The organism is Arthrobacter sp. zg-Y895 (genome assembly GCF_020731025.1).
In the GTDB taxonomy this organism is placed as follows: domain Bacteria; phylum Actinomycetota; class Actinomycetes; order Actinomycetales; family Micrococcaceae; genus Arthrobacter_B.
Genome location: NZ_JAJFZY010000004.1, coordinates 470810 through 485531, shown reverse-complemented (window position 1 = coordinate 485531; position 14722 = coordinate 470810). Strand labels below are relative to the sequence as shown.

Genomic DNA, 14722 nt, shown 5'->3' with positions numbered 1-14722 from the left:
ATGGTTCCCCCTGACGCGTGCCAGACTTCGTGCGCGCCAGGGGAGAGTCAACCGCAGGAACCAATAAAGGTTCCGGGCCGCCGGGGTTACTCGAAGGGTGTCGGGTCTCCGGTTCCGCGCCGTACGATTTCGGGCGAGTCACCGGAGAAATCGATGACTGTTGTGGGCTCCGGGCCGCAGAACCCGGAATCGATGACGGCGTCCACCTGGTGGTCCAGGCGCTCCTTGATTTCCCAGCCCTGGGTCATGGGATCCTCATCGCCGGGCAGCAGCAGTGTGCTGGAGAGCAGCGGTTCGCCGAGGCCTTCCAGAATCGACTGCACCACCGTATTGTCCGGGATGCGCACGCCGACGGTCCGCTTCTTGGGCTGGAGCAGCCACTTGGGCACTTCTTTCACCGCCGGCAGGATGAAGGTATAGCTTCCGGGGGTGGCGGCTTTGATGCTGCGGAACACCGAGTTGTCCAGCTGCACGAACTGGCCCAGCTGCGCGAAGTTACGGCAGACCAGGGTGAAGTGGTGCTTATCGTCCAGCTGGCGGATCTGGCGGATGCGTTCCAGTCCCTCCCGGTTGCCCAGCTGCACTCCCAGTGCATAGCAGGAGTCGGTGGGGTAGGCGATCAACCCGCCGGATTCGAGCAGGTTCACAATCTGGCCGATGGCCCTGGGCTGCGGGTTTTCCGGGTGTACGTCAAAGTATCTGGCCATCCCCACAGCCTACCGGTGGCCGTCGCTGACGGGGACTGGCCGGGTCCGGGCACCGGCGAGCGCCGGGGATCTTCCGCGAGCGCCGGCCGGCTATCACCCCGGCTACGCCGCCCGAATCAGGTCCACCACTATCTTCTCGACCGTAGAGAGGGCGTCCTCAATAGGAGCACCTGGCAACGGTGGCGCTGTGGAGCGGTATGTGTGTCCGGTGGGGGTGGAGGTCTCCACGGTATGGCCGAGTATTGCGGGTGAGCCTTCCATCCCTCCGCCCGCCGCACCTCTTGCGGCCGCTGAGCCGGGAGGTTTGATTACCTTTGCGGACCAGCCCGGCGCTTCCTTGGCGTGGTTGCACGCTTCGCAGAGTCCCTGTCCGTTCCCGACGCTGGTGGGACCTCTGTCGCTGTGCCGCCGGACATGGTCGAACTCCCGGATTGGGGCACCGCACCACGGCATCCGGCAGGTAGCGTCCCGTGCGGCGATGAACCGGGCCAAGGATGTCGGGAACAAACGTGCCCGAGAATCCATAGCGACCAGCTCGCCGGTTTCCGGAGCCGTGTACAGCCTGCGGATGAAGGTCTGGACATCCCTGGCGGGTCTGTCGCTCCGATCCTGGCGTCGGCCACTGTTCGGGCCGCCGGTCCGGGCGCTGCCCTCGGCGTCACCGTGGCCTTCTGCGCCACCGGTGCCGCCACCGGTGCCGCACGTGCCATCGGCAACGCGACCCGAGTTCTCCATAGCCCCACCCCGGTTGCGGACCAGATCCCTGGCCCACTGGGCCGGAACGGGGCCGTAGCCGGGGACGAATGCCGGCTCTGATTCTCCGGCAAGCAGTGTCCGATCCGTCATCACCAGCTGGACCTCCACTTTCATGGAGTCCGCCTGTGCCTGACCGGTGATTCGGCCTACAAGCGTGTCCGCCATGATCTGGCCACGGGTACGCCGGTCCCCGGCTGCTGTCAGCCGGTCTGCCTCCCGGGCCAGGGCCGCGTATACGCCTACCCCTTGGGCGACGGGCAGAAGCCCCGTCAGGTACGTCATGGTGTCCGGCGCGGGACGGCAGGAAACGAAACGTTCGGATGCAGCCTTGGCGGCCCGGTTCACGGCAGCCTGTGGATCCAGCCGGTAAGCAGCAGCCCTGGCGCGGGAAGTGAGCTGCCGATCTCCCAGGGTTTCCAGCAGCTCCGGGTCTCCGGCCACTTCCGCATCTACCCGCTGCCGATCTTCTCTGCTCAGGCAAGCGGTTTCACGCACCAGCAGTGTCGCCCGCCATTCGTTGATCTTTCCGTGGCTCAGGGCGTGGAGGGTGCAGGGCATGTCCTGAGTGAGGGCCTTGGCGAACCCCAGCAGGCGCCCGCCGCGGTTGGCCGATTCCCTCCGGGCCAAAGCTATCTGCGAGGCCACACCCCAGCCCTGCTTGTCCCGGGATACTCCCTCCACCGCCTGCTTCCGACGCTGTGAGGCGTCAAACGCCGCGGCCGTCCGGGCCTGCGCTGCCGATGCTGCCGCCTTCAGCTCTTCAAGGGCTCGAATCCGGTCGATGAGCTCTGTGTCCGGCGGCGGGGCATGCTCTGCGTCGGCGTCCTCACTCAATACGCCTGCCCATTCGTTCACTGACGCGCTGCTGACACGGGAAGGGTCAGCAGACAAGTGGTGTCCGTGCGGACGATATTCGAACATGTGTTCGAGTCTATCGGCGGTAAATCGTAGGGGGAAGGAGGGAAATACCTGACCTACTACCTGTCTTTGCGGTCCGAGAAGCAGACTCAAAAGTCCGGCTGGTTGCTGGCGCCAGGAGCGTTTGTCGCCCTGCTTGAGGCGAGTTCCGCGCTTGGATGCCATGCCGGGTCCGGGCTTCCTGCGGGACCCTGCCGTTCACGCTGGGCTTCGGCGCTCGCAGATTTGTCCTGGCGAAGCAGGTCTGCGCTCGCAGGCGGGAACCTGTGGCATTAGGTGCAGAAGGATTGCGGTCCGCACCGCGAGCGTTTCCAGGCCCCGGCACCGAGCGCAGGGTTCACGAGGGTGCGCCGGTATCCCGGCAGGCGTGCCAAAGCAGGGGAGAGGGTGAGCAAAAGTAGTTCTGTGGACGGACGACGCCGGTCTCCTCCGGCAGTGCGGCAGATCCGGTCCAGCTGCCGCGCCTCGCCCAGGTCGACGCCGGTGAGTATGACGTCGACTTTGCCGTCACGACGTCGCGAGGCGGCGGTGTTGCACGCCCCAAAGGCATGCAGCATCCCTCTTGATAAGCAAGCTTAGTAAAACCCGCGTGTCCGCACGTCCCGGCCTGCCGGCGCGACGTAGAGTGGTCGGATGTTCGTGCTCATTGGATTCAAGACCGTGCTCTCCTCACTCTTTTCGCGGCCGGCCACCTGCCAGTACTGCGGCGTCTACGGAGAGCAGTATGTGGAAGAGCGCGCTAACCGGCTGACGCTCTTCTTCATCCCCGTCTTCACCACCAGCCGCCGCTACGCCTTTACCTGCTCCAACTGCGGCCGCAGTACGGGTATTAACAAGTCGCAGAAGAACGCCCTCCAGCGCGGCTGAACCGCTGTCGGCACGGAAAGAAAACCACCGCAGGACGCCTATCGAACCCTTCCGAGACTCTCCGTGAGGGCCCGGTGTCCCCGGCGCGCCGGAAAAGTCAATAGAATGAAAGAAGCACAACAGCTGCCGGCCCTGTTCTGGCCGCACCACAGACTTCCGGAATGCCGCCGTACGGCTGCCGTTCCAACCTGCAATCCGATCCCCAACGAAAGAACCCTCATCCGTGAATAGAACACCTGCCGTCCTGAAAGCCCCCCGGGAACTCGCCAAGGGAACCATGCGTGTCATGAACCTCGGCGGCCTTGGCGAAATCGGCAGGAACATGACCGTTTTCGAATTCGACGGCAAACTGCTGATCGTTGACTGCGGCGTCCTCTTCCCCGAAGAGGAACACCCCGGTGTCAACCTCATCCTGCCCGACTTCACCGCCATCCGCGACCGCCTGCAGGACGTTGTTGCCATTGTCCTGACCCACGGCCACGAAGACCACATCGGCGGTGTGCCGTACCTGCTTCGCGAGCGTTCGGACATTCCCATCGTTGGCTCCAAGCTGACCCTGGCGTTCATCGAGGCCAAGCTGAAGGAACACCGGATCAAGCCCAAGCTGATCCAGGTCAAGGAAGGCGACCGCCGCACCATCGGCGGCTTCGACCTCGAGTTCCTGGCCGTGAACCACTCCATCCCGGACGGTCTGGCCATCGCCATCCGCACCGCCGCCGGCATGGCACTGCACACCGGTGACTTCAAGATGGACCAGTTCCCGCTGGACCGCCGCATCACCGACCTCACCGGCTTCGCCCGGCTCGGCGTGGAAGGCGTGGACCTGTTCCTCACCGACTCCACCAACGCCGAGGTTCCCGGCTTCATGGCCTCGGAAAAGGAACTGGCCCCGGCCATCGACACGGTCTTCCGCACCGCGCCGCGCCGCATCATCGTCTCCAGCTTCGCCAGCCACATCCACCGCATCCAGCAGGTCATCGACGCGGCATCGCGCTACAACCGCAAGGTCTCCTTCGTGGGCCGCTCGATGATCCGCAACATGACCATCGCCGAGGAACTGGGCTACCTGAACATCCCCAAGGGCATCCTGGTGGACTTCAAGTCGCTGCAGCGCACCGATGACCACAAGGTGGTGCTGATCTGCACCGGGTCGCAGGGCGAGCCGATGGCAGCGCTATCCCGGATGGCCAACAAGGACCACCAAATCCGCATCCACGAGGGCGACACCGTGCTGATGGCCAGCTCGCTGATCCCGGGCAACGAGAACGCCATCTACGGCATCATCAACAACCTGACTAAGATCGGCGCCAACGTGGTGCATAAGGGCAATGCCAAGGTGCACGTCTCCGGCCACGCCAGCGCCGGCGAACTCGCCTACTGCTACAACATTGTCAAGCCGCGCAACGTGATGCCGGTGCACGGCGAGTGGCGCCACCTCAAGGCCAACGGAGCCATCGCAGAGGCGACCGGCATGGATCCCCGAGACATCGTCATCGCCGAAAACGGCATGACCGTTGACCTGCGCCGCGGCCGGGCCACGATCTCCGGGAAGCATCAGGTGGACCTGGTCTTCGTGGACGGCGACAGCGTCGGCCACACCACCGAGGAAACCCTGAAGGAGCGCATGCAGCTGGCCGAGGAGGGCGCCGTGACGGTGCTGGCCCTGGTCGACGCCGATACCGGCACCATCGCCGAGCCTGCCGAATTCTTCACCAAGGGCTTCACCGTGAAGTCCGAGGACGTGAAGAAGGCAGAGGAAGCCGTGGAGAAGGCCCTGGCCAACGCCGCCGCGGGCAGCCGCCGCGGACCGAAGAGCGAGGACCTCGAAGACGTCATCGAGCGCGCCGTCGCCAACTGGATGCGCCGCTTCTACAACCGCACACCGGCAATCACCGCGATTGTCGTCGACGCCTAAAGCGCCATTGCCGTGAGGCTTTAGCCAACAGGCTTTAGTCAACACACAGGAGGAGGGGCCGCAAGTCGCACCAGCGACCTGCGGCCCCTCCTTTTGCACTGCCGGAAGTGCTGGTTTGCTGTGATCTTGTTCTCGCGGGGTTTCCGGGCCGGCCCCGCTGGCGGATGCCCTCAGCGCGGACCGGCAGCGGCCCGATCCCAGTGCTGGAGCGGGATTCCGGCCTGCTTCCGGACGCCGGTTCCCCCCGTCCCTTACCCGATGTGACCCATTCGGTCAAGACCCTTCACAGGCAAAGTCGATAACTTGTAGGGATGCGTCCCCCCAAATCCTCATTCCTCGAGAGACTTTCCGTGCCCGGACGGTTAGTCGCGTTCCTCCTCGTAAGCCTGCTGGCCGGCGTGTTGGCCGCCAGCACCCTGATCCCCATGGCGGCAGTAGCAGCCACGGGCACGGACATGGCCGTCGGAGTGCTGGACCAGCTGCCCGACGAGCTGGAAACCGGACCCCTGGATGAGGGATCAAAGATCTACAGCGCCGACGGCGTGCTGCTGGCCACCTTCTATGCCCAGAACCGGGTTCCGGTGGAGTTGGACGAGATGTCGCAGAGCATGCAGGACGCCATCGTCTCCATTGAGGACGCACGCTTCTTCGAGCACAACGGCATTGACTTCAAGGGCGTTGCCCGTGCCGTTGCCTCCAATGTGGCCGGTTCGGATACGCAGGGCGCCTCTACCCTGACCATGCAGTACGTAAACAACGTGCTTATTAGCCGGGACATCGCTGCGGGCAAGGGCGGCAGCGACCTCACGATCAGCGGCACCAAGGACCTCGGGGACAAGCTGCGCGAAGCCAAGCTCGCTGTCGCCGTTGAAAAGCAGTACTCCAAGGAGGAGATCCTGGAGGGCTACCTCAACATCGTGCTCTTCGGCGGACAGACCTACGGCGTGGAGGCTGCGGCCCAGAGCTACTTCGGCATCTCCGCCTCGGAGCTCAATCCGGCACAGTCGGCCATGCTGGCCGGCATGGTGCAGTCGCCCAGCCACTACAACCCGTTCACCAACCCCGAAGGAACGCAGGCCCGCCGGGACACCGTGCTGGCGGCCATGCTGAAGAACGACAAGATCAGCCAGGCCGAGTATGACGAAGCGGTGGCGAGCGGACTGGACCTGAACCCGCAGACCGTGACCTCGGGATGCACTGGCGCCGAGACCGCCCAGTACTTCTGCAGCTATGTGGAACAGACCATCCTGCAGTCGGAGGCCTTCGGCGCCGATGTCGAAGAGCGCGCCAAGCTCCTGGCACGCGGCGGGTTGACCATCAGGACCACCCTGGACTCGCGGCTGCAGTCGCAGGCACAGAAGCAGATCGAAGCCCAGGTTCCGGTAGGGGATCCCTCCGGGGCCGGCTCGGCAATAGTGTCCGTGGAACCGGGCACGGGCAAGATCCTTGCCATGGCCCAGAACACCGAGTACACCCCGGAGCTGGGCAAGGGCAAAACCCAGCTCAACTTCAATGTGGACGCGGACATGGGCGGCACGCCCTACGGGTTCCAGCCCGGCTCCACCATGAAGCCGTTCACCACCGCCGCCTGGCTGGCGGCCGGGCACGGGCTCAACGACACCATCGACGCCACGCGTACGTCCTACCCGGCAGGCTTCGACTGGAAGGCCAGCTGCCTCGGCCCGAATGCGGAGTTCGACGAATGGAAATTCAAGAACGCCTCCGAGGGCTTTGAGAAGAAGATGACCGTTGCGGAGGGCCTGCGGCAGTCCGTCAACACCGCCACCGTGGCGCAGGCAGCCCAGCTGGACCTGTGCGACATCCGGGATACCGCCACCAGCATGGGTGTCCACCGCGCAGTGGACGGGGAACCCCTGGAAGTCACCAGTCCCTCCTTTGTCCTCGGCGGACAGGAAGTCTCCCCGCTGACCATAGCTTCGGCCTACGCCACCTTCGCCAGCGGCGGCGAATACTGCACACCCACCGCGCTGACCGAAGTCACCGACGGCCAGGGCAACGCGTACGACGTCGCCGGAGGAGAATGCACGCGCGCCATCAGCGAGGATGTGGCAGCTGCCGTGACGCAGCCGCTGGAGAAACTGGTTGAGGGCTCACCGGGCAGCATCCGGCCCATCGGCGTCCCCGCCGCGGCCAAAACCGGCACCACCGACATGTCCGAGCAGACCTGGACCGTCGGCTACACCACCGGCATCGCGACGGCGTCCTGGGTGGGGAACTGGAACTCCTACTCCTCGCTGAACAACCAGTCCATTAACGGCGTCACCCGCTCTTACGTGGACGGCTCCGCCATCGCCGGTGCCCAGTGGACCGACTACATGAAGGCCGTCGCCAAGCTCTACGAAGCGAAGGACTTCCCCTCCGTCCCGGACAGCATGCTCTAGGCCTGGACGCAGGCGCCGGTGCAGATGCCGGCGAAGGGAATTCCCGAAGGTAAGCGTGCTGATGGCAGACTGGGGGAGGCATAACTCCGCAGCGCGAAGGGAACGGGAAACTTATGATGACGCCGGACTGGGTGGAGCATGTGGTGTGGTGGCAGGTCTATCCGCTGGGCTTTGCCGGAGCGGAAAAGGCTGCGCTCCCGGAGCAGGCCCCGGCGCAGCACGGGCTGGCGAAGCTGGTGCCGTGGCTCGATTACCTCGTGGAGATGGGCGCCTCCGGCCTCGCGCTCGGACCGGTGTTCGCCTCCGAAACCCACGGGTATGACACCACCGACTATTACCGGATAGATTCCCGGCTGGGCGACGATGCCGACTTCGACGAATTGGTGGCCCAGGCGCACGCACGCGGTATCAGGGTGCTCCTCGACGGCGTCTTCAACCACACCGGCCGCTCCTTCGCCCCCTTCCGCCAGGCACTCGAGCAGGGCCCGGGGGCGACGACGGCGGACTGGTTCGGTTTTACCTGGCCGGACGGCTGGACGCCGGGAATCGAACCGGACTACAAAGACTTCGAGGGCCATCACCACCTGGTGGCCCTGAACCATGCCGAACCGGGCGTGGCGGATTTCGTGGCCGACGTGATGAAGCACTGGCTGCGCCGCGGCGCGGACGGCTGGCGGCTGGACGCCGCTTACGCGGTGCCGTCACCGTTCTGGGCGAAGGTCCTGGACGAGGTCCGCACGGAGTTCCCCGACGCGTATTTCGTGGGGGAGTACATCCACGGGGACTACCCGGCGGATGTGCGCGCCGGACACCTGGATTCGGTGACCCAGTACGAACTGTGGAAAGCCATCTGGAGCTCGCTGGCCGAGGCGAACTTCTACGAGCTGTCCGCCGCGCTGGAGCGGCACAACACCTTCCTGGACACCTTTGTGCCGTTGACCTTCGTCGGCAACCATGACGTCACCCGCATCGCCAGCCGCCTGGCGCCGTCGGGCCGGCTCGCGCACGCACTGGTGCTGCTGTTCACCCTCCCGGGCACCCCGACGGTGTACTACGGCGACGAGCAGGGCTACCGGGGCGACAAGGAGGACCGTGCCGGAGGGGACGACGACATCCGTCCGTCCTTCCCGGCGTCCCCTGAGGAGCTTTCGGCCGTGGGGCAGCCGCTGTACCACCTGCACCAGGAACTGATCGGGCTGCGCCGCCGGCACCACTGGGTGCATGGCGCGCGCACGCGGGTACATTCGCTGGCCAACGAACAGCTGGTCTACGAGGTGTTCGACGCCGGTCACTCGCTGTACGTTGCCATGAACCTCGAGGACACGCCGGTCACCGTGCAGGTGCCCGAAGCTGCCCGGGACGTCCTGGCCGGCGCGGGCGGGCTGGACGTTCCGGGCAGGCGGCTGGCGCTGCCGGCGAAGGGCTGGGCCATCCTCGGCCCAGCCCCGGCAGCCGGCTAGTAGAGCTTGATGGTGCCGCCGTCGGCCATGAGGGTCTGGCCGGTCAGGTACTGGGAATCCTCGCTGGCGAGGAACACCACGATGGGGGCAATGTCCGTTTCGGGGTCGCCGAGCCGGCCCAGGGGGACGCCGTCGACGACTTCCTGGTAGGCCTCCGGGAAGGCCTGGCTCCACTGGACGATGCCGGGGGTAAGGGCCACCGGGGAAACCACGTTGACGCGGATGCCGTCCACGGCCCATTCATTGGCGGCCGTGCGGGAAATGGCGCGGATGGCTTCCTTTGCCGCGGCGTAGGCCACCTGGTTCGGCAGGCCCTTGATGCCGGCTCCGGAGCCGAAGTTGATGATGCTGCCTCGGGTCTTCTTCAGCTCCGGGTACGCGGCGCGCATCAGGTGGAAGGTCGCCATGGTGCCCGTGTTGAAGGACAGGTCCCAGATCTCGGGCGTGGTTTCCATGATCGGTGCCTGCTTGGACGCGTGGGCGTTGTTGACCAGGATGTCCAGGCCGCCGAAGCGCTCCACGGTTTCTGCCACGATGGCCGCGGCGTTCTCGGCCTTGGCAATGTCCTTGGCGATGAAAATGACCTCGCCCTTGCCCTCAAGAGCGGCCAGCAGCTTGTCGCCCTGGGCCTGGTCGATGTCCACCACTGCCACCTTGGCGCCTTCGGCGAGGAACCGCCGGACAATGCCCTGGCCGATGCCGCCGGCCCCGCCGGTGATGATGGCGGTCTTATTGCTGAGTTTCATTTTCTTCCTTCCGTAAAACCGGACGGATGCGGCCGCCCGGAGCTTTGTTGAGGTTCTGTTCGACGCCGGCAATGAAGCTTCCGACGAAGAAGTCCAGTGACCGGCGCGAGGCCGGATAGCTGATGCCCTGGGCCTGGAACCGCGCCGCCTGCGGGTGCTGCGCCACGGCCTCCGGTGTCCAGCGGAGGTGCCCGCCCGGCCCGGGGCCGTCCGCCTGTTCCGGGGGGCCGAAATGGGCTGCGGCCGTGATGGACGCCGTGCCGATGACGGCGGCCGAAATGCCCAGCAGGCAGTCAAAGCCCTCGTCCTCGCTCAGGCCGGCTGAGCCCAGCCGGGAGAGCACCAGTTCCACCTCGTCGGGGGTGGCCATGTTCACGAGCCGGCGCGGCGTCAGGACAATGCGCAGCAGCCAGGGGTGCGCCGAGAAGGCCCGCCATTGGGCATCGGCCAGGTGTGCCAGGGTTTCCTGCCAGGACAGCTTCCGGGCGGGCAGGAGTGCGTAGTCCCTGGTGGCGGCATCGGCCATCAGGAGCAGCAGGGCGCTGCGGTCCGCCACATGGCGGTAGAGCGCCATCGCCGAAACCCCGAACTCCGCCGCCACCCTGCGCATGGAGACGGCATCCAGGCCGTCCGCGTCAGCGATCCGGACTGCGGCCGCAGCGATCGCGGCGGGGCTGAGGGGCAGGGTGCGGGACACGGCGTTTCCTTCGGTGGGCGTCAGTTTACAGTGTATACCGCACGTGCCCGGCCCTGCCGCACACCGGCAGCCCGGCGTCGCAATCACCCGTTTACATGGGCTTTCCGTAAGGGTTTGGGGTCCCGGCGTGAGGAAAGCGTGAGGATGGCTCTTTGAGCGCCGGCGAGGGCATGTAATCGGATGCGGCACAAGGTGTGCCCGCGCTGCCAAAGCGGCAGCGCGCTGAACGGCTGGGGGCAATTCCCGTGCTTGATGTTTTATTTGTGGTGGGCTTCGTAGGGCTTTTCGCTGCGTTTGTCCTGATGGCCGGGGCGGTGGAAAAGCTGTGATCGTTTTCAACGTCCTTGCACTCTGCCTCGGGGTGGCCGCCGTCGGCTATCTCCTGGTGGCACTTGTTCGACCGGAGCGGTTCTGATGGGCGACTGGGTAACGGCCGCACAGGTCCTCAGCCTGGTGGTCCTGCTCGCGGCGGTCCACCGGCCGCTCGGTGACTACATGGCCCGGCTGTACTCCTCCGAAAAACACCTCCGTGCGGAGCGCGGCTTCTACCGCCTGGTCGGAGTGGACGGTTCCTCCGGCCAGGCCTGGCAGAGCTACCTGCGCTCAGTCCTGGTTTTCTCCGGGGCCAGCATGCTCCTGCTTTACCTGCTGCAGCGACTCCAGCACCTGCTTCCGGGCTCGCTCGGCCTTCCCGCGGTGCCCAAAGCCCTGTCCTTCAACACGGCAGCCTCCTTCGTGGCCAACACCAACTGGCAGTCCTACTCGCCCGAAGTCACCATGGGTTACGCGGTGCAGATGGCGGGCCTGGCGGTGCAGAACTTCCTGTCCGCAGCTGTGGGTCTGGCCGTGGCGGTGGCACTGATCCGCGGCCTGGCCGGCCGCAACTCGTCCACCATCGGCAATTTCTGGGTGGACCTGACCCGCAGCGTCCTGCGGTTGCTGCTGCCCGTCGCTTTCCTGGCCGCCATCGTGCTGATCCTCGGCGGCGTGATCCAGAACTTCAACGGCTTCACCTCCGTCACCAACCTCCTCGGCGGAACCTCCACGGTCCCCGGCGGACCGGTGGCCTCCCAGGAAGCCATTAAGCTCCTGGGCACCAACGGCGGCGGCTTCTTCAATGCCAACTCCGCGCACCCGTTTGAAAACCCCAGCGGGTGGACCAACCTGGTGGAAATCTTCCTGATGCTCGTTATCCCGTTCAGCCTGCCCCGAACGTTCGGCACCATGGTGGGGGACCGCCGGCAGGGGTACGCGATCCTGGCAGCCATGGCCTCAATCTTCACGGTGTCGTTCGCGGCCATGACCGCATTCGAATTCGGTGCCGCGGACGGTGCAGCCGGTTCCATGGAAGGAAAGGAACAGCGGTTCGGAATAGCCGCCTCGACCCTCTTTGGCTCGACCAGCACGCTGACGTCCACCGGTGCGGTGAACGCCATGCATGACAGCTTCAGCCCGCTGGGCGGCATGATGGCGATGCTCAACATGATGCTCGGGGAAGTGGCGCCGGGCGGCGTCGGGTCCGGGCTCTACGGCATGCTGATCCTTGCGGTCATCACCGCTTTTGTGGCCGGGCTCCTGGTGGGACGCACTCCTGAGTACCTCGGCAAGAAAATCGGCCCGCGGGAAATCAAGCTTGCCAGCCTCTACATCCTCACCATGCCCACCCTGGTCCTGGTGGGGACGGCGCTGAGCTTCGCGGTTCCCGGCATCCGGGCCGACATCGAGGGCACTTCCATCCTGAACACCGGGCTCCACGGCTTCAGCGAGGTCCTCTACGCCTTCACTTCAGCAGCCAATAACAACGGCTCCGCGTTCGCCGGACTCACAGCCAACACCCCGTGGCTGAACACAGCCCTCGGCGTGGCCATGCTGGTGGGCCGTTTCCTGCCGATGGTCTTCGTGGTCGCCCTGGCCGGAGCCTTCGCCGAACAGGGCAAGGTCCCCGCCTCGGCCGGCACCCTGCCCACCCACCGGCCGCAGTCCGTGACGCTGCTGTGCGGCGTCACCGTGATCGTGACTGCCCTGACCTTCTTTCCCGTACTCGCGCTGGGTCCCCTGGCGGAAGGACTGCAATAACCATGTCCACACTTACCAAACCCCTGGAATCCGTTGCGGACTCCGAACCGGCTCCTGCCGGCCGTGGCATAACCGCAGGCTCGCTGGCCGCCGCCCTGCCCGGAGCCTTCCGGAAACTGGACCCGCGGCTGATGGTCCGCACCCCGGTGATGTTTATCGTCGAAGTGGGTGCCGTACTGATCACCGCGATCGCCGTTGCCGAGCCCTTCCTCGGCGGCCCGCAGGACTCCGGCGGCACACCCGTCCCCGGCGCTTTCTCCTGGCTGATTGCCGGCTGGCTCTGGGCCACCGTCATCTTTGCCAACCTCGCTGAAGCCGTGGCCGAGGGCCGCGGGAAGGCGCAGGCAGCCAGCCTGCGCAACAGCCGGGCCACCACCACCGCCTACCGGCTGGAGGGTTACGACTCCGGCCGCGATCCCGCCGGCCTCGGGGCAACCATCTCGGAGGTTCCCTCGGCCGATCTTGGGCTGGACGACGTGGTGGTGGTCGAGGCCGGGCAGATCATCCCCGGCGACGGCGACATCATCGACGGCATCGCGTCCGTCGACGAGTCGGCAATCACCGGCGAATCCGCCCCGGTCGTCCGCGAATCCGGCGGCGACCGCTCGGCGGTTACCGGCGGTACCCGGGTCCTGTCCGACCGGATTATCGTCCGGATCACCAGCAAACCCGGGGAAACCTTCGTAGACCGGATGATCCGGCTCGTCGAAGGCGCCGCGCGGCAGAAGACGCCCAACGAGATTGCCCTGAACATCCTCCTGGCCACGCTGTCGCTCATCTTCATCGTGGTGGTGCTGACGCTTAACCCGCTGGCAAGCTACTCATCCGCCACGGTCAGCATCCCCGTCCTGGTGGCGCTGCTGGTCTGCCTGATCCCCACCACCATCGGCGCGCTGCTGTCCGCCATCGGCATTGCCGGCATGGACCGCCTGGTCCAGCGAAACGTCCTGGCCATGTCCGGCCGTGCGGTGGAGGCTGCCGGTGACGTCACCACGCTGCTGCTCGATAAGACGGGCACCATCACGTACGGCAACCGCCAGGCCGCCGGCTTCATCCCGATCAACGGCACCGAGAGCACCGACCTGATCGACGCCGCCGTGTTGTCCTCCTTCGGTGATCCCACCCCGGAGGGCAAGTCCATCGTGGACCTGGCCGCCGCTAAGGGCTGCCGCCCGGAACCGCCGGCCGGCTCCGTCAGCGTTCCCTTCACTGCCCAGACGCGGATGAGCGGCATGGACTTCCCCGACGGGGCGAAGATCCGCAAGGGGGCTTCCTCCGCCATCCTGGACTGGACGGCGGAATCCGGCGGCATCGACGTCGACGTCCTGATTGCCGTCGAGGACCAGGTGAAGAAGATCTCCACCGGCGGCGGCACTCCGCTGCTGGTGGCGGTTCGGGACGCCGACGGCGGCACCCGGGTGCTCGGTGTGATCCACCTGAAGGACGTGGTCAAGGAGGGCCTGAAGGAACGCTTCACCCAGCTGCGGGCCATGGGCATCCGCACCGTGATGATCACCGGCGACAACCCGTACACCGCGAAGGCCATTGCCGCCGAGGCAGGCGTGGACGACTTCCTGGCCGAAGCCACCCCCGAGGACAAGATGGCCCTGATCCGCCGCGAACAGGCGGGCGGGCATCTGGTGGCCATGACGGGCGACGGTACCAACGACGCCCCGGCACTGGCCCAGGCCGACGTCGGCGTGGCCATGAACACGGGCACTTCCGCGGCCAAGGAAGCCGGCAACATGGTGGATCTGGACTCGGACCCCACCAAACTGATTGACATTGTCGGGATCGGCAAGCAGCTGCTTATTACCCGCGGCGCCCTGACCACCTTCTCGATCGCCAACGACATTGCCAAGTACTTCGCCATCATCCCGGCGATGTTCGTGGGGATTTTCCCCGGCCTTGCCGCGCTGAACCTGATGCAGCTCCACTCTCCGGCCTCGGCCATCCTCTCCGCGGTGATCTTCAACGCGGTGATCATCGTGGCACTGATTCCGCTGGCGCTGCGCGGCGTGAAGTACCGGGCTGCCGGATCCTCCTCGATCCTCAGCCGCAACCTGCTGATCTACGGAGTGGGCGGCGTGATTGCGCCGTTCATCGGCATCAAGCTCATTGACCTGCTGATCAGCCTCATCCCGGGCTTCTGACATGGCGCCCCTCATCCGCACCATC

General features: G+C 65.8%; 13 protein-coding genes. 8 read left to right on the top strand and 5 right to left on the bottom strand.

All coding sequences use genetic code 11. The features are described from left to right. Positions 1–86 precede the first annotated feature (86 nt). The 3 genes from LJ760_RS08940 to LJ760_RS08930 all read right to left on the bottom strand — a co-directional run bounded on the left by LJ760_RS08940 (position 87) and on the right by LJ760_RS08930 (position 2938). On the bottom strand, positions 87–707 hold the full coding sequence (locus tag LJ760_RS08940; RefSeq protein WP_227921911.1) for an L-threonylcarbamoyladenylate synthase: 621 nt from the start codon (positions 705–707) through the stop codon (positions 87–89). Between the two features lie 102 nt (positions 708–809). Then, on the bottom strand, positions 810–2384 hold the full coding sequence (locus tag LJ760_RS08935; protein WP_227921909.1) for an HNH endonuclease: 1575 nt from the start codon (positions 2382–2384) through the stop codon (positions 810–812). 269 nt (positions 2385–2653) lie between these two features. Next, entirely contained in the window at positions 2654–2938 is a 285-nt protein-coding gene (locus tag LJ760_RS08930) for a hypothetical protein (protein WP_227921907.1), read from the bottom strand. Positions 2939–3014: 76 nt separating this feature from the next. Between LJ760_RS08930 and LJ760_RS08925 the strand changes: the two genes are divergently transcribed. The 4 genes from LJ760_RS08925 to LJ760_RS08910 all read left to right on the top strand — a co-directional run bounded on the left by LJ760_RS08925 (position 3015) and on the right by LJ760_RS08910 (position 9025). Continuing rightward, a complete protein-coding gene (locus LJ760_RS08925) occupies positions 3015–3248 on the top strand; it encodes a zinc-ribbon domain-containing protein (protein WP_227921905.1) in 234 nt (77 codons plus the stop codon). 277 nt (positions 3249–3525) lie between these two features. Beyond that, positions 3526–5163 carry a ribonuclease J gene (locus tag LJ760_RS08920; protein WP_227922794.1) on the top strand — a complete coding sequence of 546 codons (1638 nt, stop codon included), beginning with the start codon at positions 3526–3528 and terminating at the stop codon, positions 5161–5163. 350 nt (positions 5164–5513) lie between these two features. After that, positions 5514–7565 carry a transglycosylase domain-containing protein gene (locus LJ760_RS08915; RefSeq protein ID WP_227921903.1) on the top strand — a complete coding sequence of 684 codons (2052 nt, stop codon included), beginning with the start codon at positions 5514–5516 and terminating at the stop codon, positions 7563–7565. A gap of 113 nt (positions 7566–7678) precedes the next feature. After that, positions 7679–9025, top strand: a complete 1347-nt coding sequence (locus LJ760_RS08910) for an alpha-amylase family glycosyl hydrolase (RefSeq protein WP_227921901.1) — start codon at positions 7679–7681, stop codon at positions 9023–9025. On the opposite strand, the gene LJ760_RS08905 is transcribed toward LJ760_RS08910, so the two are convergent. Together LJ760_RS08905 and LJ760_RS08900 are read right to left on the bottom strand one after the other, a co-directional pair. Beyond that, positions 9022–9771, bottom strand: a complete 750-nt coding sequence (locus LJ760_RS08905; RefSeq protein WP_227921897.1) for an SDR family NAD(P)-dependent oxidoreductase — start codon at positions 9769–9771, stop codon at positions 9022–9024. The two genes, LJ760_RS08910 and LJ760_RS08905, sit on opposite strands and share 4 nt — an antisense overlap. After that, entirely contained in the window at positions 9755–10468 is a 714-nt protein-coding gene (locus LJ760_RS08900; protein ID WP_227921895.1) for a TetR/AcrR family transcriptional regulator, read from the bottom strand. Before LJ760_RS08900 ends, LJ760_RS08905 begins: the two co-directional genes overlap by 17 nt. 194 nt (positions 10469–10662) lie before the next feature. Here LJ760_RS08900 and LJ760_RS17400 point away from each other — a divergent pair, with 194 nt between their 5' ends. The 4 genes from LJ760_RS17400 to kdpB are packed head-to-tail and all read left to right on the top strand — an operon-like array spanning position 10663 to position 14697. After that, a complete protein-coding gene (locus LJ760_RS17400) occupies positions 10663–10797 on the top strand; it encodes a hypothetical protein (RefSeq protein WP_257793655.1) in 135 nt (44 codons plus the stop codon). After that, positions 10794–10883, top strand: a complete 90-nt coding sequence (locus tag LJ760_RS08895; protein WP_227921892.1) for a potassium-transporting ATPase subunit F — start codon at positions 10794–10796, stop codon at positions 10881–10883. Before LJ760_RS17400 ends, LJ760_RS08895 begins: the two co-directional genes overlap by 4 nt. Next, positions 10883–12544, top strand: a complete 1662-nt coding sequence (gene kdpA, locus LJ760_RS08890; protein ID WP_227921889.1) for a potassium-transporting ATPase subunit KdpA — start codon at positions 10883–10885, stop codon at positions 12542–12544. The genes LJ760_RS08895 and kdpA overlap by 1 nt, the downstream gene beginning before the upstream one ends. A 2-nt stretch (positions 12545–12546) precedes the next feature. After that, positions 12547–14697, top strand: a complete 2151-nt coding sequence (gene kdpB / locus LJ760_RS08885; protein ID WP_227921887.1) for a potassium-transporting ATPase subunit KdpB — start codon at positions 12547–12549, stop codon at positions 14695–14697. Positions 14698–14722: the final 25 nt, after the last annotated feature.

Coding starts and splice junctions, on each gene's coding strand:
- LJ760_RS08940 (WP_227921911.1), bottom strand. CDS start 707: ATGGCCAGATACTTTGACGTACACCCGGAAAACCCGCAGCCCAGGGCC.
- LJ760_RS08935 (WP_227921909.1), bottom strand. CDS start 2,384: ATGTTCGAATATCGTCCGCACGGACACCACTTGTCTGCTGACCCTTCC.
- LJ760_RS08930 (WP_227921907.1), bottom strand. CDS start 2,938: ATGCTGCATGCCTTTGGGGCGTGCAACACCGCCGCCTCGCGACGTCGT.
- LJ760_RS08925 (WP_227921905.1), top strand. CDS start 3,015: ATGTTCGTGCTCATTGGATTCAAGACCGTGCTCTCCTCACTCTTTTCG.
- LJ760_RS08920 (WP_227922794.1), top strand. CDS start 3,526: ATGCGTGTCATGAACCTCGGCGGCCTTGGCGAAATCGGCAGGAACATG.
- LJ760_RS08910 (WP_227921901.1), top strand. CDS start 7,679: ATGATGACGCCGGACTGGGTGGAGCATGTGGTGTGGTGGCAGGTCTAT.
- LJ760_RS08905 (WP_227921897.1), bottom strand. CDS start 9,771: ATGAAACTCAGCAATAAGACCGCCATCATCACCGGCGGGGCCGGCGGC.
- kdpA (WP_227921889.1), top strand. CDS start 10,883: ATGGGCGACTGGGTAACGGCCGCACAGGTCCTCAGCCTGGTGGTCCTG.
- kdpB (WP_227921887.1), top strand. CDS start 12,547: ATGTCCACACTTACCAAACCCCTGGAATCCGTTGCGGACTCCGAACCG.